At 65.5% G+C, this 26444-nt stretch carries 22 protein-coding genes and 1 pseudogene; 10 read left to right on the forward strand and 13 right to left on the reverse strand.

From position 1 onward, the window contains the following. Positions 1-6: 6 nt before the first annotated feature. From L107_RS15305 to L107_RS15325, 6 genes and pseudogenes are all read right to left on the reverse strand, one after another. A complete protein-coding gene (locus L107_RS15305) occupies positions 7-594 on the reverse strand; it encodes a hypothetical protein (RefSeq protein WP_159820225.1) in 588 nt (195 codons plus the stop codon). Continuing rightward, positions 587-2770 (reverse strand): mechanosensitive ion channel family protein, encoded by a 2184-nt coding sequence (locus L107_RS15310; protein ID WP_159820227.1) that lies wholly within the window; start codon positions 2768-2770, stop codon positions 587-589. The genes L107_RS15305 and L107_RS15310 overlap by 8 nt, the downstream gene beginning before the upstream one ends. A 36-nt stretch (positions 2771-2806) precedes the next feature. Further along, on the reverse strand, positions 2807-3604 hold the full coding sequence (locus L107_RS15315) for an ABC transporter ATP-binding protein (protein ID WP_159820229.1): 798 nt from the start codon (positions 3602-3604) through the stop codon (positions 2807-2809). A gap of 24 nt (positions 3605-3628) precedes the next feature. Continuing rightward, positions 3629-4564 carry a 30S ribosomal protein S6--L-glutamate ligase gene (rimK, locus tag L107_RS15320; RefSeq protein ID WP_370515512.1) on the reverse strand — a complete coding sequence of 312 codons (936 nt, stop codon included), beginning with the start codon at positions 4562-4564 and terminating at the stop codon, positions 3629-3631. A gap of 90 nt (positions 4565-4654) precedes the next feature. Beyond that, positions 4655-5098, reverse strand: a pseudogene (locus L107_RS17070) (ATP-dependent zinc protease); the annotation flags it as partial. A gap of 53 nt (positions 5099-5151) precedes the next feature. Beyond that, positions 5152-6135, reverse strand: coding sequence for a glycosyltransferase family 2 protein (locus L107_RS15325; RefSeq protein ID WP_236550723.1), 984 nt, complete (start codon positions 6133-6135; stop codon positions 5152-5154). A 70-nt stretch (positions 6136-6205) separates the two neighbouring features. Here L107_RS15325 and L107_RS15330 point away from each other — a divergent pair, with 70 nt between their 5' ends. Continuing rightward, the gene (locus L107_RS15330; protein WP_159820235.1) at positions 6206-6595 is read left to right on the forward strand and encodes a hypothetical protein; all 390 of its coding nucleotides are present in this window, start codon (positions 6206-6208) and stop codon (positions 6593-6595) included. Here the strand turns inward: L107_RS15330 and L107_RS15335 are convergent. Then, complete coding sequence (locus L107_RS15335; protein WP_159820237.1) at positions 6562-6957, reverse strand: hypothetical protein; 396 nt, start codon at positions 6955-6957, stop codon at positions 6562-6564. The two genes, L107_RS15330 and L107_RS15335, sit on opposite strands and share 34 nt — an antisense overlap. 175 nt (positions 6958-7132) lie before the next feature. Here L107_RS15335 and L107_RS15340 point away from each other — a divergent pair, with 175 nt between their 5' ends. The 5 genes from L107_RS15340 to L107_RS15365 all read left to right on the forward strand — a co-directional run bounded on the left by L107_RS15340 (position 7133) and on the right by L107_RS15365 (position 19236). Continuing rightward, positions 7133-8260 (forward strand): DUF389 domain-containing protein, encoded by a 1128-nt coding sequence (locus tag L107_RS15340; RefSeq protein ID WP_159820239.1) that lies wholly within the window; start codon positions 7133-7135, stop codon positions 8258-8260. A gap of 35 nt (positions 8261-8295) precedes the next feature. Then, complete coding sequence (gene pstS, locus L107_RS15345; protein WP_236550724.1) at positions 8296-9321, forward strand: phosphate ABC transporter substrate-binding protein PstS; 1026 nt, start codon at positions 8296-8298, stop codon at positions 9319-9321. Between the two features lie 48 nt (positions 9322-9369). Continuing rightward, a complete protein-coding gene (locus L107_RS15350; protein ID WP_159820243.1) occupies positions 9370-10221 on the forward strand; it encodes a hypothetical protein in 852 nt (283 codons plus the stop codon). A 454-nt stretch (positions 10222-10675) separates the two neighbouring features. Next, complete coding sequence (locus tag L107_RS16955; protein WP_304523565.1) at positions 10676-17362, forward strand: Ig-like domain-containing protein; 6687 nt, start codon at positions 10676-10678, stop codon at positions 17360-17362. Between the two features lie 125 nt (positions 17363-17487). Further along, positions 17488-19236, forward strand: a complete 1749-nt coding sequence (locus L107_RS15365) for an Ig-like domain-containing protein (RefSeq protein ID WP_255451630.1) — start codon at positions 17488-17490, stop codon at positions 19234-19236. An 81-nt stretch (positions 19237-19317) separates the two neighbouring features. On the opposite strand, the gene L107_RS15370 is transcribed toward L107_RS15365, so the two are convergent. After that, complete coding sequence (locus L107_RS15370; protein WP_159820251.1) at positions 19318-20982, reverse strand: hypothetical protein; 1665 nt, start codon at positions 20980-20982, stop codon at positions 19318-19320. A gap of 158 nt (positions 20983-21140) precedes the next feature. Here L107_RS15370 and arsB point away from each other — a divergent pair, with 158 nt between their 5' ends. After that, positions 21141-22202 carry an ACR3 family arsenite efflux transporter gene (arsB, locus tag L107_RS15375; protein WP_159820253.1) on the forward strand — a complete coding sequence of 354 codons (1062 nt, stop codon included), beginning with the start codon at positions 21141-21143 and terminating at the stop codon, positions 22200-22202. 15 nt (positions 22203-22217) lie between these two features. Here arsB and L107_RS15380 read toward each other — a convergent pair whose 3' ends face one another. Next, positions 22218-22952, reverse strand: coding sequence for a sulfite exporter TauE/SafE family protein (locus L107_RS15380; protein WP_159820255.1), 735 nt, complete (start codon positions 22950-22952; stop codon positions 22218-22220). Positions 22953-22995: 43 nt separating this feature from the next. On the opposite strand from L107_RS15380, the gene L107_RS15385 reads away from it, so the two are divergent. Further along, positions 22996-23985 carry a DnaJ C-terminal domain-containing protein gene (locus L107_RS15385; RefSeq protein ID WP_159820257.1) on the forward strand — a complete coding sequence of 330 codons (990 nt, stop codon included), beginning with the start codon at positions 22996-22998 and terminating at the stop codon, positions 23983-23985. Next, the gene (locus L107_RS15390) at positions 23978-24289 is read left to right on the forward strand and encodes a chaperone modulator CbpM (RefSeq protein ID WP_159820259.1); all 312 of its coding nucleotides are present in this window, start codon (positions 23978-23980) and stop codon (positions 24287-24289) included. Before L107_RS15385 ends, L107_RS15390 begins: the two co-directional genes overlap by 8 nt. Positions 24290-24293: 4 nt before the next feature. Here the strand turns inward: L107_RS15390 and L107_RS15395 are convergent, their stop codons facing one another. The 4 genes from L107_RS15395 to L107_RS15410 all read right to left on the reverse strand — a co-directional run bounded on the left by L107_RS15395 (position 24294) and on the right by L107_RS15410 (position 25745). Beyond that, positions 24294-24476 (reverse strand): DUF3368 domain-containing protein, encoded by a 183-nt coding sequence (locus L107_RS15395; protein WP_159820261.1) that lies wholly within the window; start codon positions 24474-24476, stop codon positions 24294-24296. Further along, the gene (locus L107_RS15400; protein ID WP_236550725.1) at positions 24440-24808 is read right to left on the reverse strand and encodes a UPF0175 family protein; all 369 of its coding nucleotides are present in this window, start codon (positions 24806-24808) and stop codon (positions 24440-24442) included. The genes L107_RS15395 and L107_RS15400 overlap by 37 nt, the downstream gene beginning before the upstream one ends. 78 nt (positions 24809-24886) lie before the next feature. Continuing rightward, positions 24887-25147, reverse strand: coding sequence for a hypothetical protein (locus tag L107_RS15405; RefSeq protein ID WP_159820263.1), 261 nt, complete (start codon positions 25145-25147; stop codon positions 24887-24889). Between the two features lie 49 nt (positions 25148-25196). Continuing rightward, positions 25197-25745 (reverse strand): hypothetical protein, encoded by a 549-nt coding sequence (locus tag L107_RS15410; RefSeq protein WP_236550726.1) that lies wholly within the window; start codon positions 25743-25745, stop codon positions 25197-25199. A 32-nt stretch (positions 25746-25777) separates the two neighbouring features. Here L107_RS15410 and L107_RS15415 point away from each other — a divergent pair, with 32 nt between their 5' ends. Next, the gene (locus L107_RS15415; protein WP_159820267.1) at positions 25778-26437 is read left to right on the forward strand and encodes an alpha/beta family hydrolase; all 660 of its coding nucleotides are present in this window, start codon (positions 25778-25780) and stop codon (positions 26435-26437) included. Positions 26438-26444 lie beyond the last annotated feature (7 nt).

The following is a 26444-nucleotide window of genomic DNA, read 5'->3' on the forward strand; positions in this document are numbered from 1 at the left end:
AGGGGGTCAAGGTAAGTCCTGGACGTCCGGCGCCAGGGGCACCAGGCGGCAGCGCAGCAGGGCCAGGGCTTCGTCGGGCAAGCCCAGGAACCGGTCGAGCCGGCGGTCGCCACTGGGGGCGATCGTGGCCACCCCCACCAGCAGCGCCCGGCCCTCGCCGTCGAGGGGCTGGCCGCTGGCCCGGTGGCGGCGGCCCTGCACCGGACCGGTGCTGAGCATGGTGGCGACGACCAGGTCGGGGGCACAGTAAAGGCTGCCGATGGCGAAGCGGAAGCGGGCCTCGAAGTGCAGCGCCACCATCCCGGTGGCGCCATCGAGGCGGCCCTCGAGCCGCTCCGGGTGGATCGTGATCGCCAGGCCGGGAGGCAACGGCAGACCCAGGAAGCGGGTGGTGCGCCCGTCGAGCGGCGGGATGCTCAGGCCAGCGGCAGCAAAGCGGAGGGTGCCGGTGCCGATCTCGGTGCCGGTGCCGGCGGGACCCGCCGCGGTGAGCGCCCCCAGCCCACCGCCGCCGCGGGCGTCGTAGCGGAAGCGGGGGTAGGCGCCGATCGCCAGGCCGCAGTCCGCCAGGGTCTGGAGCCTCAGTTCAGCCATTCAGCTGGATCTCCGCCTGGGTGGGGTAGGGGATCTCGATCCCCTCGGCGGCGAACAGGGCCAACAGGGCCCGGTTGAGGCGGGCCACCTCGTCCTTGAACGCGGCGTAGGTGGGCTGGGCGGAGCGGTAGTCGTAGGTGAAGTCGTAGCTGAAGTCGCTGATGGCCATCAGGCGACAGGCCCGGAAGGCCGCCAGGGGCTCGCGCGCGAACAGGGAGGCGATCAGCTCCGGGATGCGCTGCAGCTGTTCGGGGCTGGTGGTGTAGGCCACGCCGATCACCATGCGGGAGCGGATCACCTGATCGAGGATCTGGCGCAGTCGCAGCAGCACCGCTTCCCGCAGGGTGAGGTAGTCGGTCCAGCTGGGGGCATGGATCTGTCCGCAGCAGCGCAGCAGCAGCTCCCCGTCGTCCGTCGCCTGGTCGAGGAACACCTGGGCGCCGGACAGTCCCGGCAGATCGGTGAGATAGAGACGGCCGAAATGCACCAGGTCGTCCAGCTGATCGGGCGTGAGCTGCGCCGGCAGGGGCAGGTGCAGCTCGAAGACGTGCAGCACCGCATCCTGCGCCTGACCCGAGCGCAGGGAGTAGTTGACGATCGTCTCCTCATCGACGACCGAGTTGGGGATGGTGATGCGGCTCTCGTGGGTCTGCAGTTCCAGGGACCGCAGGCCGATCTTGGTGACATAGCCGAGGTTGCTGCCGATGCGGCAGAACTCCCCCACCCGCAGGGGACGGTCGGTCTGGATCGACAGACCGGCGAACAGGTTGCCCAGCAGCTTCGAGGCACCGAGACCGATGGCCAGGCCGGGCACGGCGGAGAAGGCCAGCACGGTGGAGCCCGGCAGGCCCAGCAGGATCAGCAGCCGGTACATCAGGGAGATGCCGATGACGGCGCCCAGCACCCGGCAGACGGGCATCACCAGGTTGCTGACCCGGCTCAGCTGCAGGGCGTTGCGCCGGCCGCGCAGGATCGTGATCCACTCCGCCAGGCTGCGGCCGAGGGCCTCCATCAGGAAGAAGCTGAACAACCCGGCCCAGGTGAAGTACAGCGTGTAGAGCAGATAGATCAGCACCTGCAGCGGCAGGCCGGTGACGTTGACGTCGTGGTCGAGCACCAGTTCCACCAACCGGGTGATGGGCAGGGCCACCCCCGCCAGCAGCACCCGATGCCAGGCGATGTTGTCCAGTCGCCAGATCTCCATGGGGGTGAGGGTTCTTCTGGCTGACCGTTCGGTCATCCGATAGGTGCCCAGCAGGGCCAGCACCAGTCGGAACTGCACCAGGGCGAAGGCCGCCATCACCACCAGCCCCAGTCCGATCTGGAACAGGGTCTGGTCCCAGAGATGGGTCTCCAGCACGTTGCGGCGCAGGCTTTCGGGGAGGCTCAGATACCACCTGGGCGGCAGGATATGGCCGGGTCTGAGGCTGAAGGCGTCGTAGATGGCCGGCGTCAGCAGGCTGGAAGGGCCGGTGGATGGCGCCCGCCGATTCCTGATCTCCTCGTAGAGGCTGGGGATCTGGGCCACCGTGAAGGCGGAGAACCGGTAGCCGCGATCACGGCCCTCTTCCGTCCCCTCGTCCGTGAGGGTGATGGAGGTGCCCGGGATGGTCCAGCTCGCGCTGGGATTCACCCTTGATGCGTTCAGGGCCTTCATCCCGGCCGCATCAGGAATCTCGAACGGCTTGCGGCTGTGGGTGAAGACGTAATCGAGGATCACCTTGAGCTTGAGGGCATATTCATCGGCGAAATCCGCCCGGATGCTCTGGGGAATCTCCGACACATCCAGGGCCTTCACCGACTCCTCGAAGTAGCTGTTGATCAGCGCCAGTTCCTGGCGCACGGCGCTCGACCAGAACAGCCCGGGTGTGGCCGCCGCCCTGGCCTCGATCCGGGCGATGTCGCGGCTCACCTGGGCCATCACCACGTAGAAGTTCAGCAGGGTGGCCCTAGGGCTGTCCCCCACCACCTGGTTGAGGGGGGCATCGGTCCATTGCTGCTTCAGCTCAAGGAGCTGGCCATGGAACGGCTGGCTGGCCAGGGGCACGTAGGGGGTCGGGCCCGCGTCGGCGGCGGGGGGCCCCTGGCCGGCGGAGAGCGCCGCCGCGGACAGGCCCATCAGCGGCAGCAGGCCGGCGATCAGGAAGGCCAGCAGCGGTCGGAGCAGACGGGGCACCCGGAAGCCGCGGCACATGTCCCGCATGATGGCGGCTCAGCCCGCCGGCAGCACCTGGCGGTAACCGTTCGCCTCGCACACCCGCAGGGGGGTGGCGAACAGGGCGCTGAGGGGAGCGTCCTGCAGCAGGGCGTCGGTGGGGCCGTCGCCCACCACCCGGCCCCCCCGCAGCAGCACGCAGCGGCGGATCTCGGGAAGCACCGCCTCGATCTGGTGGGTCACCAGCAGCAGGGTGGTGCCGGCGCGGGCCAGGTCGCGCAGGATCGCCAGCAGCTGGTGTTTCGCCTTCAGGTCCAGACCATTGGTGGGTTCATCCAGCACCAGCACCTCGGGGCCGTGCACCAGGGCCCGGGCCAGCAGCAGGCGGCGCCGCTGGCCCTCGGAGAGCTGGCCATAGGGGCACCCGGCCAGATCGGCCAGCCCCAGCTGCTCCATCAGCTCGGCCACCCGCCGGCGCTGGGCTCCGGTGGCCACCTGGCTGCGGCCGATGCCCACCGAGCCGAAGAAACCGGAGAGCACCACATCGTCGGCGGGAACCCGGCCGACGTAGGCGGCGTGCAGGTCCTGGGACACCAGGCCGATGCGGCTGCGCAGCTGCCAGAGGTTCACCGTTGCGCTGCCGAAGATCCGCAGGGAGGACCCGGGCTTCACCACGGGGTAGAGCTCGCGGCTGAGCAGCTTCACCAGCGAGCTCTTGCCGGAGCCGTTGGGGCCCAGCACCACGGTGTGCTCGCCGCGGAAGAGCCGCAGGGAGAGATCCTCGAAGACGCGGCGGGGCCCCAGCCAGGCCTCGACGGCCTCCAGCTCCAGGTAGGCCGATGGGGGGGTGCTCATGGGGCGGGGCTCATGCCGGAGCGATCATGCCGGCACTGCGGGCCGGGCCTCCGCCGCCCCCTCCGACCCCGGGGAGCGGCCCCAGCCGAGCTTGCGTTCCAGCTGGCGGATCATCTTGCCGGCCAGGTCCAGGCCGGTGGCGGTCTCGATCCCCTCGAGTCCCGGGCTGGAGTTCACCTCCAGCAGCAGGGGACCGCGGTGGGAGCGCAGAATGTCGACGCCGGCCACATCCAGCCCCAGGGCCTTGCAGGCCTTGACGGCCATCTGTTTCTCGGGGGCATCGAGCTGCACCGTCCGGGCCGTTCCCCCCTGGTGCAGGTTGGCCCGGAACTCCCCCTCGGCGGCCGTGCGCTCGATGGCGGCCACCACCTTGCCGCCGACCACGAAGCAGCGCAGATCCGTGCCGCCGGCCTCCTTGATGAACTCCTGCACCAGCAGGTTGGCGTCAAGGCTCTGGAGGGCATTGATGACGCTCTCGGCCGCCTTCTGGGTTTCGGCGAGCACCACGCCCTTGCCCTGGGCCCCCTCCAGCAGCTTCACGATCAGGGGGGCGCCGCCCACCATGCGGATCAGGTCGACGGTGTCGAGGGGTGAATCGGCGAACCCCGTGACGGGGGTGTTGAGTCCGGCGCGGACGAATTCCTGGGAGGCGAACAGCTTGTCGCGGGAGGCGGTGATCGCCTGGGCACTGTTGAGGGACGGCACCCCCATCGACTCGAACTGGCGGGTCACGGCGCAGCCGTAGAAGGTGACGCTGGGGCGGATGCGGGGGATGACCGCATCCACCGTGCCGAGCACGTCGCCGCCGCGGTAGTGGACCTCCGGGTTGCGGGGATCCAGGCGGATGTAGCACTGGCGGATGTTGAGGAATTCCATGTGGTGCCCGCGCTCCTCGCCGGCCTCGATCAGGCGGCGGTTGCTGTAGAGATCGGGGTTGCTGGCCAGCAGCACGATCCTCAGGCCGGCATCGCGCGGGCGGACGTGGGCATAGAGGGCCCGGCTCTCCTCGGTGCTGAGGCTGCGCAGGTGCTGGCTGCCCTCCGGGTCCACCAGGATCCGGCCCACCATCGCCTGCCGGCCGAGCAGCATCCGGTAGCCCATGGCATCCCGGTTGGCGAGCGTCAGCTCCACCTCCCAGCTCTGCTCGCCGAGCACCAGCCGCTCCCGGATCACGTAGCGGCTCTCCGGAACACCGCTGGTGTTGCGCACCTCCCGCCGGGCCACCACGGGGGCCTCATGGCGCACCACCACGGCCCGATCGCCCTGCAGGGGGTGCACCTCGAAGCTCACCCAGGGCTGTCCGTCCCGCTCGAAGGGAACGATGTTGATGGCGTGGAGGGCGGAGGTGGCCGCACCGGAATCCACCCGGGCCTTGATCGCCGGCAGCCCGGCGTCCGGGAAGCTGCACCACTCCTCGCTGCCCACGATGATCTTGCCGTCGACGCTGTCCATGGCTCCGGGGCGGGGGTGTGGGACGGGCCCACGAAGCCCCATGCTCGCCAGCCGCCCCGGGGTTGTCGACGGCCAGCGGGGGCTGGCCGGATCGCTCAGCGTTCGTGGACGGGAGCGGGGGACAGCTGGCGGAGCACCTGATCCAGCTTCTCCCGCCTGTTGAGGGTGGTGCCGTAGTCGCCGAAGAGGATCGACAGGGCCGGCATCGTGCGGGATCCGGTGGCGCAGACATGGCGGTGCTGGAACACGAAGCGCAGCCAGTGGCGGCACACCGGGGCCGTGGCATCCAGCTGGTGCTTCTCCGCCATGTGGGCCACGCTCCTGCGGGCCCAGTCGCTGGACCAGCGCCGCTGGAAGTACGGCAGATCGGAGGGGAGCAGCTGGTCGGGCGATGGCGGGATGTAGCTGACCTGGCTGGCGGGCTCGAAGAACATCGACCCTCCACTGCTGGCAACGGCAATCGAGAAATCCGTCTCCTCGGCCATGCTCAGCAGGGCTTCGTCCAGGGGTCCGTGCCGGGTGAAGAAATCGGTGCGCACCAGGACACAGTGGAATTCGTTGAGTTCGGTCGGACCGGCCACCAGGGGATGGTTCACCTTGGCCAGCGGCAGATGGTTCCAGGGACGCCGTTCGGTCAGCCAGCGGCGCCCGTTGGGCATGGACTTCCAGACCAGCTGGCCGCCGGCGTGGTGGACGACGCTGAAGGCCTCATCTTCGAACGTCAGGGGGCAGACGGCCGTGCAGCCGTGGCGCTCGGCGCAGGCCACCAGGGCCTGCAGCCAGCCGGGTCTGACGATCACGTCGTTGTCGATGAAGACCAGATAGGGCGTCGTGACGTGGGGCAGGGCCAGGTTGCGGGCGGCATTGGGGGAGAGGTGCTGCTCGCTGCGGATCAGGCGGACGTTCCCCTCCGCCGCCCGCCGCTGCAACGCCGCGGCCAGGTCGGGGGGTGAGTTCCCGTCGATGACGACCAGCTCATGGGGATGGTCGGTGTTCCGTTCGATGGAATCCAGCGACCGCAGCGCATAGCTGAACCGTTCACGCGGAACGACCACCACCGTGACGTCGGCATGGCCCAAGGCCCGATCACCATCTGCTCCATTCCTACAGGAGATCCATCAGGCTGGGGGTTCTGTGCGAGCGATGGTGATGGCGGAGGCTCCCTACCTGGTGGCGCTGGCCCTGCTGGAGCAGGAGGGGACCCGGGCCCTGCCCCTGAACGGCAAGTCGCTGGCCGTGGCGGCGGCGGAGGCCCCGGATCCCGGCGACGACGGCCGCACCCTGGTGCTCGAACTGCTGCTGCGCCTCTGGCAGCGCAGCGAGGAGGGACCCCTGCGGCGCTCCGCCGGAGACAGCAGCCTGCTGCTGGTGGAGCTGCCGCTGGAGGCCCTGCAGGAGCAGCTGCCACGGCTCAAGGCCCGCTGGGTCGGCGGCGGCAGCACCGCCGCGTTCCACACCGGGCTGGGAGCCCTGGCGATCCGGGGCTGGCGGGTGTCGATCGCCCGCTATGAGCCGGTGCGCTTCACCGCCTGGCCCTGAGGCGCGCCGGCCGGAGACGCCGGAAACGCCGGGGCCGGCGGGACGGCCGGTGGGGGAACGGCTGAAGCGCAGAGCTCGTCCACGAGGCGGAAATAGGTGGCGGGATCCCGGCGGGCCATCACCCGGGCCTCGGCCTCCCGCTGCCAGCGGGCCTGGACCCCGTGCCAGCCCTCGTGCAGCAGGGTGTCGGCAAGGTTGCCGCGGGGGCAGACCGCGATGCGGCGGCTTTCGCGCAGGTCGAGCCCGTACAGACCCCGCTCGGCGCAGCGGGGATGGCTGCCGACCACGTGGAAGCCGCGTTGCTCGAAGGCCTCCACCAGCCGCTGGTAGGTCCAGCTTTCGGCCCGGGCCGCCGAGGGCATGAGCAGTGCCAGGGCCAGTGGCCAGTGGCCAGTGGCCAGTGGCCAGTGGCCAGAGGGTGCCCCGTCCCGGCCTCCGCCGTGCCATCACAAAGGGAATGGGTTGCCGTGGCTCTGCACTGGAACGTATCCCGGCGGGCCATCAGGATGGGGTCCGGTGCGACAGCCCGCTACGACCATGACCTCCCCCCCCGCCCCGGTGGCCGACGAACGGCTGGCCGCGCTGCAGCAGGAGTTCGAGCACGACGCCAGCTTCAGCCAGGTGTTCGTGGTGCTCACCGTGGGCGCCACCCTGATCGCCAGCCTGGGCCTGCTGGCCAACAGCCCCGGGGTGGTGATCGGCGCCATGGTGGTGGCCCCCTGGATCATGCCGCTGCAGGCGATGGCCTTCGAGATCCTGCGGGGGCGGCTGCCGATGTTCCTGCGGGCCCTGCGCACCCTGCTGCTCGGGGTGGTGATCTGCGTGCTGCTGGCGATGGCGGTGGGGCATCTGGTGGCCTTCCCCAGCTTCGGCAGCGAGGTGATGAACCGCACCAGCCCCAACCTGCTGGATCTGGGGGTGGCCCTGGTGGCCGGGGCGGTGGCGATGTACGCCAAGCTGCGCAAGGACGCCATCTCGGCCCTGGCGGGCCTGGCCATCGCCGTGGCCCTGGTGCCGCCCATGTGCGTGGTGGGGATCCTGCTGTCCTCCTCCGACTGGGTGCAGGCCTACGGCGCGCTGCTGCTGTTCGCCACCAACCTGCTCGGGATCATGGTGGGCGCGATGGCCTCCCTCGGGACCCTCGAGAAGGTGTACCGGCGCCGGCTGTTCCACAGCCGCCTGGGCCTCACCAGCGTCGCCCTCACCGCCCTGCTGGTGATCCCCCTGGGCAGCAGCTTCTTCCGGCTGGTGAACCAGACCCGGCAGGAGAACAAGGCCCAGCAGCTGGAAGTGGCCATCGAGCAACGGCTGCGCAGCAGCACGATCACCCTCGGCGGCGATCCCGCCATCGACATGGTGGGCCTGAACATCGACTGGCAGCAGAACCCTCCGCTGATCCGGGCCCGGGTGCGGGTGACCGATCCGGAGCTGCCCACGCCCAAACAGGTGGCCGCCGTGCAGGAGTTCATCAACCGCACCCAGGCGCCCCTGCGCTTCCGGCTGGTGATGCAACGCACGGCGGTGGATCTGATCGGCCCGGACACCGCGCCCAACCCGCCCGGGCTGGAGGTGCTGCCGCCGCCGCCCGTGCCGCCGCTGCCGCGCGTGCAGCAGGAGGAGTCCCAGGACGACACACCGAATGGGGCCGGCTCGACGTCGCCGTAAGCAGTAAATGTATGGAACAACACGTTGCCCTTCCCGTGCTCCTTCCCCACCGGCCGACCCTCGCCCGCCTGCGCCGCGCCTGCCTCCCGGGGGGACTCGGCGCCCTGGTGCTCGGCCTCAGCGCCTGCGGTTCCGGCGGCGGCGGTCTGCCGTCGCTGAATGGGGCCGGGGCCTCCTTCCCGGCGCCCGCCTACCAGCGCTGGGCCGCCGACTACAAGACCGCCAAGGGCCACCAGGTGAACTACCAGTCGGTTGGGTCCGGGCAGGGGGTTCGCTCGTTCCTGGCCGGCTCGGTGGATTTCGGCGCCACCGACGAGTCGCTCAGCGACGAGGACTTCAAGGCCGGCAAGCGCGGCGGCGTGCAGATCCCCATGCTGGGCGGCACGATCAGCCCCGCCTACAACAATCCCGACTGCCCCTCCCTCAAGCTGACCCAGGCCCAGCTGGCCGACATCTTCCTGGGCAAGATCACCAACTGGAGCGCCCTGGGCTGTCCCGACCGGCCCCTGACGGTGGTGCACCGCTCCGACGGCTCCGGCACCACCTTCAACTTCACCAATGCGCTGGCCTGCTTCTCGGCGGAATGGAAGAAATCGGTGGGCGTCGGCAAGGCGGTGCAGTGGCCCGTCGGGCTGGCCGCCAGGGGCAATGAGGGCGTGGCCGGCGTGATCCAGAACACCGCCGGAACGATCGGCTACGTCAACCAGGCCTACCTGCGGGGCACCGTGAAGCCGGCGGCGCTGCAGAACAAGGCCGGCAAGTTCGTGCTGCCGGATGCCAGCTCGGGAGCGGCGGCCCTCAACAGCATCAAGCTCGATGAACGCCTGGCGGGCGAGGACTGCAACCCCGAGGGAGCGGAGAGCTACCCGATCGTGGCCTTCACCTGGATCCTGGCGTACCAGAGCGGCCAGGGAGAGCAGAAGGCGGAAGCCATCCGCACCTTCCTGCTCTGGGCCCTGGAGGAGGAGCGCCAGAAGCAGGCGGCCGAGCTGGGCTTCGTCCCCCTCAGCGGCGAGGTGCTGCAGCGGGCCCGCCAGGAGGTGGCCAAGATCAAGGACTGATCCAGGCCGGAGTCGCCGCCGAGACTGGCAGCGGTTCGATTTGCCGTAATGACTGCGAGTTCCAGGGATCCGGCCACCAAGGCGGACCGCGGGCCCCTGCTGCGGCGCCTCTGGTTCTTCGGCCGGGTGGGCCTGGTGTTGCTGGCCATCGAGGCCTGCCGGGTGCTGGTGCACCGGCAGCACTGGGAGGTGCTCACCCCCAATCCGCTGTTCTCGGCCCTGGTGGCGTCGGAGGTGTTCCTGCTCGGCTTCCTGCTGAATGGGGTGCTGACGGATTACAAGGAAGGCGAGAAGCTGCCCGGTGAGCTGGCCGCCGCCCTGGAGTGCCTCGCCCTGGAGGTGCAGGGGATCCGGCTGATGCAGCCGGAGGCCGAGGTGCAGACAACCCTCGTCCTGCTGGCGGACTTCAGCGAAGCGCTGCTGGCCTGGATGCAGCAGGCCGGACCGACCCTGCTCCTGCTGGAGCGGCTGGACACGCTGCAGCTGGCGATCGAACGGCTGGGCCTCTGGAATCCGGCGCCGCTGCAGGCGCGCCTGCTCCAGGAGCTGGCCCACATCCGCCGGGGCGTGCAGCGCATCGACGTGATCCGCTCCACCACGTTCGTCCCTTCCGTTTACGGGGTCGCCTACATCGGCACCGGGGTGCTCACCGTCGGTCTGGTGCTCTCCCGGATGGAGCCCTTCGCCGAATCCCTGTTCTTCATCGGGGTGATCTCCCTGCTGCTGATCAAGCTGCTGCTGCTGATCACCGATCTCGACAACCCGTTCGGGGCCGGCCAGGCCCGATCGGTGGAGAACGTCTCGCTGCACCCCGTCGCCCATGCGGTGCAGCGGCTCCAGCGGGTGGCGCAGGCCCCTCAGCCGGTCCTCGAGGACGGTGCCCTCAAGCAGGGAGGGTGACCGCAGCGAGGAGCAGACACCAGGAGCAGGCTGGTCAGCACCGGCATCCCCACAACCATGGACGGCGGAAGGCGGTGAGCACCCCGCTTCAGAACGGTTCCACCGCTGGATCCGGCGTCCCTCAGGTCCGGGGCCGACCCCGGGAGGGCGCTCTTGGAACCCGCGTGAATCGCCACGATGTGATCTGCGATACGCCACATCGGCGGAACGGAATACAAAGTAGTGAAGGTTACATTAAGTTTACCCCTGAGAATAAGCAAGGCAGCCAAAGAAAGCTTTAATCCAAGAATCGATGGCGATGCCTGATCCTGATTCGGGCCACCTGACACGGGCCTTCAGCCATGGGAACCACTGAGCCGCATCAATCACATTTTTCAGATCTGATTGATTTGGATTTCCATGGGCTGATTTTGCCGTTGTATTCCGGTCATTTTGTTTCCTTTGCCTTACGCTCATGGATCGTCAATTTTCCCAGGACGCATGGCCTGATGACGATCGCCTCTACAGGCTGATTGCTGACCCGCTCCTGATGGCCAGGCTTCAGCAGGCCTGGGCCACGTCCGACGTCAGCTTGGTTCCTGAATTCCAGGATCTCAGCGAAGCAGATATCCACACCCTGTTGACACTCCTGGGCCCATCCCCAGCCGCAGGAAAGGATGCAGAGCATGGCCCCGAGGAACTGAATGAGGAGGAACCTGAGCCCTCAAAAGCAATTCCACTGGGTCCGACGTTTCTGGAGTACCAGACTAGCTCAGTTGCTGGATCCTTCATGGCAACGGGTCCGTTGGATGAAGACTCCAAGCCGGCGGCAGCCATGGTCAGCCGACAAGGGAGGATGGCCGCCATGCTGCAGCAGAGTCCCGCTCCCGCTGGATTCGATTCTCCTGCTGATGGATCCCCTGCTGATGGATCCCCTGCTGGTGGACAGGCCCTGTTCCGGACAACAGCCGCAAGTTCGACAGCGCAGGCGCCCCAACCGAATGATCAGTATGCGTCCAGCGTTATCGCATTCAGTTCGCAGTATACCGCCACCCAATGGAGTGCCGAACAGGCACTGGGTGCACCCAACACCTTTTCCTATGGAGATCTACCGACAGCCTGGACATCACGAAACAGCAATGCTGACGGGGACATTGCGGCAGACGAGTTTCTTACCGTAGGTTTTTCCGATCCCACCAATGCCACTGGAATCGAAATCAGGCAAACGTGGGGCAATGGGTTTGTTCGAAGTATCGAACTCCTTGATACCAATGGGATGTACCGTACCGTCTGGTCTGGCACGGACACAAGCCAGCCTGGAAGTCCAGCGGACTTCAGGGTCAACTTCCCTCAAACTGCCTATGCAGTCGTAGGAGCCAGAATCAATGTTGACACCGACCATAATCGGAACACTTGGGAAGAGATTGATTCCGTAAAGCTTTTGGGTGTATCCGCCAGCCAGAGCGGATCCTTTTCAGGGGCTAATCTTGTATCCGAGTTAAAGAGATTTCTCCCGACTCTCATCGACAGTGTAAAAGATCTGATCAACACAGATGTCTTGCTTGGGATTCCGCTGCTGGGCAATCAATTAGGCGCTGCAAATCCATTAGGCTCTCTTTTTGATGGGTTTAAGGCTCAGATTCTAGCCAAGTTGGATTCGTTGCCCAGTTCAAGCTCTGCGGCAGAAGTCAAGCAGGTGCTGCTTGATGTGTTGCATGGTTCATTGGATCTGTTGCGCGATGGAAACGGTGACAATCTGATTAGCTTGGCTGATATTGGCGTGGTCGAAGGGTTAGATGCCGTTTCGTTTAGGCTCAAGCTGGGGAAGAGTGCTAACACAAGCATCTCTATTGATGAAAGAGTTGGATTGCCCGCTCTTGGCTTAAAGCTCAATGGCGGTATCACGCCTGAGCTTGCCTTCAACTGGAATCTTGATTTCGGAGTGGACAGGAATTCGGGATTCTTTGTCAACACCAACGATACAGCTCCAGAGATCGACTTAAAGCTGAAAGCTCAGTTACTTGATGGCTCCGGCAAGCCACTTTCCTTGACAGGTGCCCTCGGATATTTACAGCTGAAAGCAGAGGACAAGGGCAGTCTGCTGCAGGGAGATTTTTCAGTTGATCTGCGAAATCCACTGTCCACCTTAAGTGCGACTCCAAAGTTTATTGGAAACCTGAGTTTGAATTTGGGATTGGATGCTGGCTTCGGTGAATCAGCCAAACTTCCCAGGATAGGAACAGACTTCAAGCTGGATTGGGGATTTTCGGCTGGTGCTGATGCAAAGGTGAATGGCGTCTATCAAGGTAATAGGCCATCCATCTCATTCAACAACGTCAACCTAGACGTTGGCTCATTCCTCAAGGACTTTGCTGATCCAGTCTTCGGCACTTTGAACTCGATCTTAGAGCCGGTGCGACCAGTGCTAAAGGTGGTGCAAACTAAGATTCCCATTTTAGATGATTTTGGCACAGCGTTATTTGATCAGAATGGTGATGGGAATGTCACCTTGCTCGACTTGGCGCTGCTCGACTCTCCTGATTCAGCCCTGCTTGGATTTATCAGCGAGCTCACGAAGGTTGATCAACTCACCCAAGCCGTTCAGGAACTTACAGGTACGACTTCTTTTCCACTGGTCGTAGGTAGCTTTAACCTCGGAAATCTCGATGTCCGTCAGAGCAACTTCAATCTATCCACAGTTGATCTGGCATCCCTGACTCCGATAGCAAAAACCGCCAATGCCATTCTGTCAGAAATTGGCGGTTTGAGCATTAATGGAAAACCGGTCAGCAACTTTAGCAGCTTGATTTCTGCCGGTTCTGGCACCACGGCAAACAGTCTTCCAAAATTCCCGATTTTGACTGATCCCAGTCAAGTCTTTCGGCTTTTGCTGGGACAAGACGCTGAGTTTTTCAAGTATACTCTCCCTCCGCTGTCATTGACTGTTGCACAGTTTGATAAGTTTATCCCATTATTAGGACCATTTGGAATTCAGCTGGATGGAAACTTTAGCGCTTTAGCTCAAGTCGCAGTTGGATTTGATAGCTATGGAATAAGACAGTACGCTACACAGATTGGCAACGGAGGCGCCACTGATCCATCACTGATTTACAATGGTTTCTACATTGACAATTCCTTGGATCCACAAGGGCCGTTCGGACGCAAATCCGGTGCCTTGATCAATGCAAGCTTTAACGCTTCCGGCGGAGCTAATATAGGGCTGGCCTCAGGTGGCATTGGAGGTGGGATAAGCAGTAATCTATTTCTCGGCATCAACGACCCCAATAACGATGGCAAGCTGCATCTTAACGAATTTGATCCCGGCTGCATCTTTGATCCCGTAACTGGCAAGATATCTGGGGTTCTGAATGCCTATATAAAGGTTGGGATTGGCCCATTTAACGTCAAAAAGAGATTTGATATTGATGAAGTCACAATTTTAGATTTGAGTCTTGGTTGTACAGAGGCCGAAAGGGCTCGGTTGGCGAAGGAGTCGGTGTTGGCAACCTTGTTGCAAGACCGAGCGCTTTCGTTAAATATGGGGCCTACGGCTTCCCAGCGGTTGATCAATGGCATCAACGGCATAGATGATGCTGAGTCATTTACCGTAGACTATGGATTCGGAGCTCCAGATAATTCCACTTTAGTCATAGGCTATTCAGGGATCGCTAAAGCCTATGGCAATGTCAATAAGATTGACGCAAAAGGCGGTGCCCTAAGTGATGTCATCACCATTGACGCCAAGGTGTTGACACCGGCAGTCCTGAGTGGGGGCAATGAAGGGACAGATGAGCATGGCGACCGATTAACTGGAGGCAGTGGCAACGATACGATCCAAGGAGATAATGGTGATGATGTTCTCCACGGTGGAGCTGGAGACGATTATCTCGATGGTGGCAATCATGACGATGTCCTTAATGGTGGGGCTGGAGCGGATACGCTGGATGGCGGAGAAGACTATGATATAGCCAGTTACAGGAAAGGAGCCAGTTCTGGCATCATTATTGATAGCATCAATGGTGTTCTCGTTGGCATACAAGGTGATGCCATTGGTGATCAGCTCATCAATATTGAAGAGATTGAAGGCACGGACTTTAATGACGTCTTGAAGGGCAATGACGCTGAGAACATCTTTAGCGGAGCTGGTGGTAATGACACCCTGGAAGGCGGGGAGGGGATTGATCTTCTGGTTGGTGGTTCAGGTGCGGATCGGTTGGATGGCGGCGTGGGCTCGGATTGGATCAGCTATTTCAGTTCGGCATCAGGCGTTAATGTTAATCTCGCTTCAAATAGTGGCCTAGGTGGTGATGCCAATGGGGATCAGTTTGTTAGCATCGAAAATGTTGCAGGCTCGGGTTTCACTGATACGCTAATTGGAAGTATTGACAACAACTTCTTAGAAGGGTTCGCGGGTAATGATGATCTTGATGGCGGATCAGGGTTTGACACTCTGAAAGGTGGCGATGGCAATGATCACCTGCGGACGTTTGATCTCGGCAGCATCGATCTGCTGGACGGGGAAGCGGGCACCAATCGGCTGTCGGCCGATTATTCCGATCAGAATGTTGATATCTCATTCATCGCAGGAACGACGACCAGTCTGTCGTTTGCCAATGGAGACACAGCTCTCAACTTCCAGAGGCTCGGTGACTTTTTTACTGGCTCCGGATCGGACTTCATTCGTCTCGATGGACCTGCGGACGAAGACTACAGCAATCTTCTCAAAACGAATGCTGGCAATGATTCAATCTATTCTGGCGAAGGCAGGGATGCCATTGAGGCGGGTTCCGGCAACGACTTCATTGATGGCGGTGCAGGTGCGGATTCCATCGATGGCGGAGATGGAAATGACACGTTGGATTACAGCACGTCGTCAAATAGTGTCATTGTCGACTTGAAGACGGGTTTGACAGGTGGGTTTGTGAAAGCCACAAGGACGTATGACAGTGTTACCAATAAATACTTCTCCCGATTTATTTCTGCCAGCAGCACGCTGAGCGTGCTTCAGCTTTCCAAGGTGAACGACTTTGATGGTCCCTTGATCACCACAGTGGCCGAGACGATTGCCAACATTGAAAATGTGATTGGAACCAAGTACAGTGACACGCTGATTGGCAATGACAAGGACAATATTTTCAGTCCCGGGCTTAGTCGCGCTCTCCCGGACGAGCGATCGGTTGTGGGTTCGCAGACCATTCTCACGTTCAATCGAGCGGGTTATACCCCTGCAGGGTTAGTTGGCTTCACAACACAGGATTCTGTCGATGGCGGTGGCGGCAATGATTTGCTGATTGTTGACTATTCCATCGGGGATGATGCTGTTTATCAAGGTGTTACCGGTGGCGGCATTTCAGGAAGTGACGGTCTCTTGGTGCAGGGAGTTGGCTTTATACAACGGCTTGCGAAGAATGCCCAGGTCACTAATCCTGAGTATGTAAGCTTTAGCAATATTGAGCGGTTATACGTTACGGCCACGAGCAAGAACGATGTTCTCTCTGGCATGCTTGGGGATGATACGTTCTTTGGAGGAGCAGGTGATGATTTTATCGTAGGGGCTTCAAGCAATCAATCCAACATTGGCAATGATGTGATTCTTGGTGGCGAAGGCGACGACGAAATTGCCAATCGCTTTTATGGTTTTGCAGGATTTGATGCGAATCTGCGCGATCAATTTGATGGCGGCGCAGGCATCGATACACTTTCCGCCGACTTTTCCAATCAGACGGCTGACATCGTATTCATCAGTGGCCAGTCGAACAATATCACGTTCGCAGACGGGACCTATGCGAAGAACTTTGAATACCTTCGCAACTTCACAAGCGGCAGCGGTAACGACCTGATCATTCAACGGGAACGCCTGTCATCAGCACTCTACAATGCTTCTTCAATTGAAAATAGAATTTTCACGGGAGCTGGGAACGACACGATCAATTCAGGTGTTGGCGTCGACTCCGTCGATGGTGGGGAAGGGGATGACCTGCTGATTCTTGACTACTCATTGACGGATGATGCCTCCACAGGAGCACTGATTGGGTCCACGTTTGGTGGCGGCGCCACGGGTCTGATCAGCAATGCAAGCTATCAGCGCAAGAGCGCAAACGGAGCGGCGCTGGACTCGATCAGTGCATTCAAGATTGAGCGCTATCAGATCACAGGCACGAGTAAGAACGATTCATTTTCTGGCTGGCAAGCAGATGATGTCTTCCAGGGCTTGGCAGGCAACGATACGATCACGGGATATGGCGGAAATGATCAATTCATCTTTGCTTCCGGTCGTTCGTTTGTCTCCGTCGACCTTGGCATCGATACCATCGCCGACTTTGAGGCGGGCAAGGATCGACTGATTCTTGATCCTCTCACCTTCACGGCTGGGCTGTCTTTCGCCAGCGTTGCCAATGATTCCGATGTTGCCTCCAGCAGTGCCTTCATCGTGTACAGCAGGGCGACGGGCAATCTCTTCTACAACCAGAATGGCAGTGGTGCTGACCTTGGCAGCGGCGGTCAGTTCGCCAATCTTGGAAACAAAGCAGCCCTTGGTGCGAATGATCTCGGTTCTTTAGGGACAACCAATACCCCCCCTGTCATTGCCGCGATCAGCAAAAGTGCCACCAGAAATTTCGCTTTGGCCTTCCAAGCCACGGATTTCAGCAATGCCTTTTCGGATCCCGATGCCGACCCATTGGATCGGATTCAAACTGCTTCCTTGCCTTCCAATGGCACACTCCGAATCAATGGCATCAGTGTGGCGCAAGGACAGCAGATTAATGCGGCCGACCTTGCCAAACTCAGCTACACGCCCAACCCCGACTTTGTTGGCACCGACAGTTTTGGCTGGATTGCTTTTGATCCCCAGGGTGGAGTCAGTGCTGCTGCTGCTGTCACGATCACCGTGAACGCACCGGCGTTGGCGACCGCCGCCATCACGGCCATCGCCGATGACCTCGGTCCGATCCAGGGCCCGCTCGCCGAGGGCGCCAGCACCGACGACCGCAGCCCCACCGTCACAGGCACCCTCTCGGCGCCGCTCGCCAGCGGTGAAACCCTGCAGATCTTCAACGGCACAGCCGTCCTCGGCAACGCCGCCGTCGATAACACCGCCAGAACCTGGTCGTTCACTCCGAGCCTCCCGGCCTCCGCTCCGCTGGCACCTCCTATGCCCTAACCGCTCGAGTCGTCGATGCCGCTGGCAACCTCGGCGCACCCTCCGCTCTGCGCTCCTTCACGCTGGCCACTTCGGAACCCCAGGCGAGGGCGTCGATCAGGGCGGTCAGCGACAACGCCGGGCTGATCCAGGGCACGGTCGGCCCAGGTCGTCGCACCGATGACAGGACCCCCACCATCACCGGCACCCTCAGCGAAGCGCTCGTCAACGGCGAAACCCTGCGTCTCTACGACGGCACCACCCTGCTGGGCACGGCCCAGGTGAACAACGCCACCCAAACCTGGTCATTCACCCCGAGTCTTCCCGCCACCACGGGCACCATCTATGCACTCACCGCTCGGGTGGCGGATGCCGCCGGCAATCTCGGCGCCCCATCGGCCATCCGCCGTTTCACCCTCGACACCACCCCACCGAGCAAAACCGCAGCGATCCAGCTCATCAGCGACAACGCCGGGCTGATTCGGGGCACGGTCGGCCCAGGTCGTCGCACCGATGACAGGACCCCCACCATCACCGGCACCCTCAGCGAAGCGCTCGTCAACGGCGAAACCCTGCGCCTCTACGACGGCACCACCCTGCTGGGCACGGCCCAGGTGAACAACACCACCCGAACCTGGTCATTCACCCCGAGACTTCCCGCCACGGCGGGCACCACCTATGCCCTCACAGCTCGGGTGGCGGATGCCGTCGGCAATCTCGGTTCCTCCTCAGCAGTCCGCCGGTTCACCCTCGACACCACCCCGCCGAGCAAAACCGCAGCGATCCAGCTCATCAGCGACAACGCCGGGCCGATCCAGGGCACGGTCGGCCCCGGCCGTCGCACCGATGACAGGACCCCCACCATCACCGGCACCCTCAGCGAAGCGCTCGCCCGCGGCGAAACCCTCCGCCTCTACAACGGCGCCACCCTGCTGGGCACGGCCCCGGTGAACAACACCAACCGAACCTGGTCATTCACCCCGAGTCTTCCCGCCACCGCGGGCACCATCTATGCCCTCACCGCTCGGGTGACGGATGCCGCCGGCAATCTCGGCTCCTCCTCGGCAGTCCACCGTTTCACCCTCGACACCACCGCAGCGACACTGACTGCCACCCGTCCCGCCGACGGCGCCGAAGGTGTCGACCCTGGCGCGAACTTCATCCTTCGCTTCTCGGAGACCATTCAGCGCGGTTCAGGCACGATCCAGTTACGGGTGGGTTCGGCCACGGGACCCATCAGCGAAAGCTTCGATGCCGCCACGAGTTCACGGATAACGATCCGCGGCCCGCTGCTGACGATCAACCCCACCCGCGACCTGGCGCCGAACACCCGTTACGTCCTCACCCTTCCTGCGGGGTCCTTGACCGATGCCGCGGGGAACCCCTTTGCCGGCACCAGCACCTACGACGTCCGCACCCTCAACACCGTGACGGGCACCGCCGCCAACGACGTCCTCCCGTTCACCAGCGGCGTGGATCAGCTCACCGGCCGCAACGGCGCCGACACGTTCCTGATCACCTCCCTGGCTCAATCCCTGCTGCCTGCCACTCCCGACGTGCCCATCGATCGCATCACCGATCTGATGACCGGCCTCGACACCATCGATGCGCCGGTGGCACGCCGCCCCTCCGAGGCCGTGAATCCCGCCGTCCTTGCTGAGGTGTCGGAACTCAGTGCGGCTGCCATCGCCGAGCTGCTCACCCCTGCCAGCTTTCCGGCTCTGACCGCCACTTCCAGCGGTGGAGCTGCCACCTTCACCTTCACCGATCGCGGCGGCAGCCTGCGTACCTTCCTGGCGATCAACGACGGCGAAGCGGGTTTCTCGTTCACCAGGGACGCCCTCCTGGACATCACGGGCTTCAGGGGCCAACTGGACCAGCTGGCGATCTTCTGACCCAAGCCGTGGGCCGAGGCGGATAGCCGGACTGGCGAGCAGGGAGGAGGGCCCTGCCCAGAGCTCCGGCGGTCGCCGGCGCTATCCCTGCTCCCCGCAGCCCGACGCTGGCGGGGCTTCCGGGGACACAGCGGGGGGTTCCTCCAGCGAGCCCAGTGCCTCCCAGTCGGCGTCGGGATCCAGCCGCCGCACCCAGAGGGCGTCGTCGTCGTCGATCGCCACCAGCCGGCCATCCCCGCCGGCCTCGCCATAGCCGGCCACCAGGTGCCGGTGGCCGGCGCCGTAGGGCCGCCAGTTGTCGCCCGCCGCGGTGCCCACCCAGAAGCGGCCGTCGCCGTCCTCCGCCGCCAGGGTGAGGGGGCCATCCTGCGGCTCCCAGCCCACCAGGGTGCCCCGGAACGGTCCGCCGATGGCCCGCCAGTCGCGGGGTTCGCGGTCGACGGGCCGGCAGCGCAGCAGGCCCTCCCCATCAATGGCGAACAGCTGCAGCTGGCCCTGGCCATCGCGCAGCGCCAGGGGAGGGGCGGCAAAAGGGCCGCCGAGGGGAATCCAGGCGGCGGGGCCCTCCAGCTCGCCAGAGCCACCGCCGCCCAGCCCATCGAGGGCGGCATGGACCTGGCCCTCCCCGTCCCAGAGCACCAGATCCAGCCCGCCGTCGGGGCCGGCCTCCAGCAGCAGCCGACGCGGCCGGGGCCCCTGCAGCAGGGTCCAGCGCTCCCGGTCGCGGCGGCCGGTGCCGATCCGCACCCCGTCCTGGCTGAGGGCGATCAGGCGGCGGCGGCCATCGGGACCGAGCAGGCGGGCTCCCTCCCCCGGCGCCAGCAGCCGCTGCCGGGGGGTGAGGCGGGGGATCACCTCCCGGGCGGTGGGGAACGGATCGAGGACGCTGACGCGCACCGACCAGACCGCATCGAAGGCCAGCAGGCCGGGCCGGGTGCGGAAAAGGATGGGGTCCAGTTCGGTGCTGCCTGGCGTGGTCGGCAGGTTGGTGAGCTGGTGCACCGCGTAGGCGAAGTCGTGGTTCTCGGTCGCGCCGGAGTCCGGGCCCGCGGGCGGGGAGACGGGGATCCAGCCGCCGCCGGGGTCGAGGTTGAGCCCGAAGGACAGATCCGACTGGTCGTCCTCATCGGCGCCGCAGAGCAGGGTGAGGTTGTCGGGGGCGGCGCGCAGCGAGAAGGGGGGACCCGCCGGGCGGGGATAGCGGGGCGAGAAGGGCAGCCCACCGCCGTCGGAGCGGCTTTCGCGGGCGCCGAACACCCGGCGCCGTTCCCCCTCCCCGTCGTAGATGACGGCGCAGAACGCCACCTCGCCGCGGCTGCCCCCGTCGCCGTCCATGGTCAGCGTGGCGACGCTGAAATCGAACTCCACCAGGCGATCGAGGGTGGCCGCCCAGCCCGTCATCAGGGATCCCAGCCGCACCACCCGTCCACCGCCCGCCTGGATCTGGTACCAGTAGCGGCTGGCGGGGCGCAGCCCCTCGAAGGCCACGAAGAACCGGGTTCCCGCCCCGGCGAGCAGCGGAAAGCGCACGGCCTCGAGATTCGCCGGCACCATGTCGAGCCGCGGGTCCCCCGACACCAGGCGGAACAGCTCCACCACCGGCACCGAGGCGAAGCGCAGCTCGATCAGCATCCGGATCGACTGGGGCGCCCGGTACACCGAGAGCCGGGTGATCGCCTGGACGTTCAGGACGGCGGCGGCGGCCGAGACGGCCTGGGTCACCAGCAGGGCATCGGGACGGGTCATGCGGCGAAGCGCTCGGTGGTGGGGCCGGGCGCAGTCTGCAGGTGGTGGACGGCGAGGCCCCCCATGGCTGGCCGTCCCTCACGGAAAGCAATGTCAGCGAGGGCCGCAGACGCCAGAAATCGATCAACTAGTGTTGATGCAATCAGCGGGGTCATCGCATGGACGAGGACAGGGCCGTGCTGGCCCGGTTGTCGCTGCTCGACCGCTACCTGCCCCTCTGGATCCTGCTGGCGATGGCCGGCGGCCTGCTGCTGGGCCGCTGGTTCCCGGCCATCCAGGGCTGGCTCGATGCCGTGCGCATCGGCAACACCTCCCTGCCGATCGCCCTGGGGCTGCTGCTGATGATGTACCCGGTGCTGGCCAAGGTGCACTACGAGGAGCTGGGCCGGGCGGCGCGGGATCGGCGCCTGCTGCGGCTCTCGTTGCTGCTGGTGTGGGGGCTGGGGCCGGCGCTGATGTTTTCCCTCGCCTGGCTGTTCCTGCCCACGCAGCCGGAGTTCCGCACCGGCCTGATCCTGATCGGCCTGGCCCCCTGCATCGCCATGGTGCTGATCTGGATCGATCTGGCCCAGGGTGACCGGGAGGCGGCCGCCCTGCTTGTGGCGATCAATTCGATCATCCAGGTGCTGGCCTATGCCCTGCTGGGTGGCTTCTACCTCAAGATCCTGCCCGGCTGGCTGGGGCTGGCCACCCAGGATGTGGCCTTCTCGATGGTGGAGATCGCCGCGGCGGTGCTGGTGTTCCTTGGGCTGCCGCTGGCCGCGGGCTACCTCAGCCGCCGCATCGGCCTGCGGCTCAAAGGCCCCCGCTGGTACGAGCAGCGCTTCCTCCCCTTCATCAGCCCGTTCGCGCTTTACGGCCTGCTGTTCACGATCGTGGTGATGTTCGCCCTGCAGGGCCAGGCGATCACCGCCGATCCGCTGCGGCTGGCCGGCGTGGCGGTGCCGTTGCTGCTCTACTTCGCGATCATGTGGAGCGTGGCGTTCGCGGTGGGGCGCCGCAACGGGCTCAGCTACCCGAAAACAGCCACCCTGGCGTTCACCGCCGCCGGCAACAACTTCGAGCTGGCCATCGCCGTCAGCATCAGCGTCTGGGGGGTCAGCTCCCGCCAGGCCCTGGCCGGATCGGTGGGCCCGCTGATCGAGGTGCCGGTGCTGGTGGCGCTGGTTTATGTGTCGCTGTGGCTGCGGCGCCAGTTCCAGCCCCGCCCGACCGGCTGAACGGCCGCCCCAGGTTCAGCCGGCCAGCAGTTTCCATGCGGCGATCACCAGCACCACGGCCAGCAGGCGGCGGATCCACAGCGGCGAAAAGCGCCGGCTGCCGCCGTAGGCCCCCAGCGTGCCGCCGACCAGCACCACCGCCGCCAGCGGAGCCAGAGCCCCAGGTTCCGGCAGGGCGGCGACGCCCTGGCGCAGCAGCAGGCCCGCCAGGCCGGCGAGCGAGTTCACCAAGATGAAGGCCACCGACACGGCCGCCGCCTGCTTCGGCAGCAGCCAGGAGCGCAGGATCATCCAGGGCGTCAGGAAGATGCCGCCGCCGGTGCCGGTGAGGCCCGCCAGCAGGCCCAGGGTGCCGCCGGTGAGGGCCACGACCGGGCGGCGGGGCACCCGCATCGCCCCCGGATCGCTCGGGGTGGCGCCACCGGCCAGTCGCCAGGCGGAGAACAGCAGCACCGCCCCGATCAGCTGGCGCAGCAGGGCCGCCGGCAGGGCGATGGCCCCACCGACCAGGGCCGCCGGCACCGACGCCAGGGCCAGGGGCACGAAGACATCCCGGCGGAAGTGGCCGGCCGCGACGAACTGCAGCGTGCCGACGCTCGCCACCAGCACGTTGAGCACCAGGGCGATGGCGCGGATCTCCGGGGCCGGCAGGCCCGCCAGGGCCAGCACCGCGATGTAGCCGGAGGCGCCGGCATGGCCCACCGAGGCATAGAGAAAGGCCACCGCCGCCAGGGCGATCAGCAGGGGCATAGGAGGATGGCCCCGATCCCGGGCACCGGGCGGGGACGCTGCGATGAAGTTCAAGGACTACTACGCCAGCCTGGGGGTGGAGCGCAGCGCCAGCGCCGAGGAGATCAAGAAGGCCTACCGCAAGCTGGCACGCCAGTACCACCCCGATGTGGCCAAGGAGGAGGGCGCCGAAGAGAAGTTCAAGGAGATCAGCGAGGCCTACCAGACCCTCTCGGATCCGGAGAAACGCCAGGCCTACGACGACCTCGGCCGCCACCGTCCCGGCGATGAATTCCATCCCTCGCCGGAGTGGGAGACACGCTTCTCGCGCGGCGGCGGCGGTCCGCAGGAGGTGGACCTGGCCGATCTGTTCGAGCAGATGGGCTTCGGCCGGGGCAGTGGTGGCGGCTTTGGTGGCGGGGGCTTCAGTGGCGCCGGCGGCCCCCGGGGGCAGGGGGCCGCGTTCCCGATCCGCGGCCAGGACGTGGAGGTGGCCACCGAGCTGACCCTCGAGCAGGCCGCCCGCGGCACCGAGGTGTCGTTCTCGCTCAGCGTTCCGGTGCTGGGGGCCGATGGCCGGGTGGAGAAGCAGAGCCGCAGCGGCCGGATCCGGGTGCCCCGTGGCGTGGTGGAGGGGGAGCGGCTGCGGGTGCCGGGCAAAGGGGGCGACGGCATCGCCGGCGGTGCCCCCGGCGATCTCTATCTGGAGGTGCGGCTGGCGCCCCATCCCCGCTTCCGGGCCGTGGGCCACGACCTCTACCTGGAGCTGCCGATCGCCCCCTGGGAGGCGGCCCTGGGGGCCGCGATCACGGTGCCCAGCCTCGATGGCCCGGTGGCGGTGAGCCTCAAGCCGGGGATGCGCAGCGGCCAGAAGCTGCGCCTGGCCGGCAAGGGCCTGCCCCACCGGCGCGAGGGCGCGGGCGATCTCTACGGTGTGATTCAGATCGTCCTGCCCGAAACGATCGGTGAGCGGGAGCAGGCGCTGTACCGCGAACTCGCCGAAGCTTCCTCCTTCAGCCCCCGCCACCACCTCGAAGGACCCACCGATGGCTGACGACCTGCTGATCCCCGACGACGACGAGGCCTGCACCGTGGCGCTCGATGAGTTGCTGGCCGCTTCGGGCCTGTGCCACGAGGAGGTGAGCGAGCTGGTGCAGTTCGGGGTGTTCCGCTGCGCCCAGCACGCGCCGGTCTGGACGTTCCATGTGCGCACCGTGCGCCTGGCCCGCCGCGCCGCCCGCCTGCGCGACGACTTCGGCCTCAACGTGTCCGGGATGGCCCTGGCCCTCACCTACCTGGAGCGGATCGAGGCCCTGGAGGGCCGGCTGCGGGAGCTGGAATCGCAGTTGCCGCGGTGAGGTTTCAGCTGGTGGAATCGTCGTCGATTTCCCCGCAGCGCTTCAGAACGGTGGTGATCACGGTTGGAGCGATGCGGAAGTCACTGCTGTGCAGGCCAACAAACACCGCCCGGGCCGATGGAATCAGGCCCCGCAGACGGGCCAGGCCAATCAGGGGGCTGGCGTCGCTGATGACGATTGCAGCCATTGCTCCAGGGTGTCGAGATCGGCGCGGGTTTCGGCTTCGGTCAGGCGGATCGCCGCGATTCCGAGTCGCGAAAGGTGGGCGATGAAGGTGGCGGTGTCCATCGCGGCCACGCGGGCGGCGCGGGCCAGCGAGAGCTCGCCTTCGCGGAAGAGGGCCGTGGCCAGGGCTGGCCTGACTCCCGGCGCCTGCAGCAGCCCCTGCTGGTCGAGGCCCATCAGCAGCGCGTCGGGATGGTCGCGGTTGAGCACCACGACCATGTCGGTCTTCGCCTGTCGCAGGGCCTCGGACGGATTGTTCTTGAGACCGCTGACGCTCACGGCACGCATGGCCATCGCTTCAGGGAAGAACGGATAGGACGAGCCTATGGCCAGAGGCCGTGGGCTTTCGTCAGGGGCGATTGTTCCGCACAGCTACAGCCCCACCTTGCGGCGGCCCCAGGCCATGCCGGCCCCGTAGCCGATCGCCGGCAGCAGCAGCCCGAAGTTCAGGGGGATCTGCACCACCAGGGCGATGCCCACCAGCCAGGGAACGAGCAGCAGGCAGCCGAAGGCCAGCTGGCTGAAACGGGAGCGGCGCGCCAGCCGGCCCGAGCCTTGCACCAGGCGAGGCACGCCCTTGCCCAGGCCGTAACCCAGCAGCACGGTGACGACGGTGAGCAGGATGGCGCCCATGGCTGGAAGGCAGGCCCGTGGATTCTGGTGCCTGGGAGGCTCGCGGGCGTTACTCGCAGACGGGCACGTAGGGCACCGCGATCGTGTCGATCGCGCTCTTGGTGGCAAACGCACCGAGCACCTGCTGGCCGCCCCGGTTCACCGTGACGAACCGCCCGGCGAAGGTCTCGTCGTAGGCCGAGGTGGCAGACAATCCGGCGGCGCGGGCGCGCTTCACCAGATCGTTCACGGTGCCGCCGGGAAGGGCGACGCCGAACGTCGTCCGCACGCCGGCCGAGAAGGCCATCACACGGAGTGTCCCCTGCTCGAATTGCACCGTGCCGGCGACGCCGGGCGGGGCCTTGGGCCCCTTGAGCTTGTAGACGACAGGCACGGGTGGCCCGCCCAGCTCACAACCGGGGCCAGGATCGGAGAGCCAGCCGGTGGCGACGGCGTCGGCGCGGCCCATGCCGAGACGCAACGGGCCGATGCCGTCGAGGCGGAGCACCGGGGTGGATCCGCGGCCATCGGCCCAGGCCGATGCGGGCGCCCATGCCGATCCGGCCGCCAGCAGCAGGAAGGCCCCCATGGCCCCAAGCCGTGCAGCGCGACGCAGCATGTGGCCGATCCGGCGTGTCATGGTCTGACTGTATGGGCACCAGCTCCGACCCCCGCCTGATCGACGGCCCCGCCGACGCGCCGGCCACCGTGCTGCTGGCCCATGGGGCCGGGGCACCGATGGACAGCCCCTTCATGGCGACGATCGCCGGCGGACTGGCCGGGGCGGGCTGGCGGGTGGTGCGCTTCGAGTTCGGCTACATGGCCCGGATGCGCGAGACGGGCCGCCGCCAGGGGCCCGAGCGGATGCCGGTGCTGCAGGAGGCCTTCCGCCAACAGGTGCGGCTGGAGACGGATGCGAACCCCCAGCGGCCGCTGTTCATCGGCGGCAAGTCGATGGGCGGGCGGGTGGCCAGCCTGCTGGTGGACGAGCTGGCCGCCAGCGACGGGGTGCGCGGCTGCCTGTGCCTGGGCTACCCCTTCCACCCGCCCGGCAAGCCGCTGCAGCTGCGCACCGAGCACCTGGCCGCCCTGCGCACGCCCACCCTGATCCTGCAGGGGGAGCGGGACCCGTTCGGGCGGCGGGAGGAGGTGGAGGGCTACAGCCTCTCGCCGGCGGTGCAGCTGGGCTGGATCCCCAGTGGGGACCACAGCTTCAAGCCCACACGCAGCTCAGGGCTGAGCGAGGCGGAGAACTGGGCGACGGCGGTGGGGTGGGGTGATCGGTTTGTGCGGGGGGTGCTGGGGGGGTGAGGGCTGC

The sequence above is a fragment of the Cyanobium sp. Copco_Reservoir_LC18 genome (assembly GCF_009834675.1).
Lineage (GTDB): Bacteria > Cyanobacteriota > Cyanobacteriia > PCC-6307 > Cyanobiaceae > Cyanobium > Cyanobium minutissimum.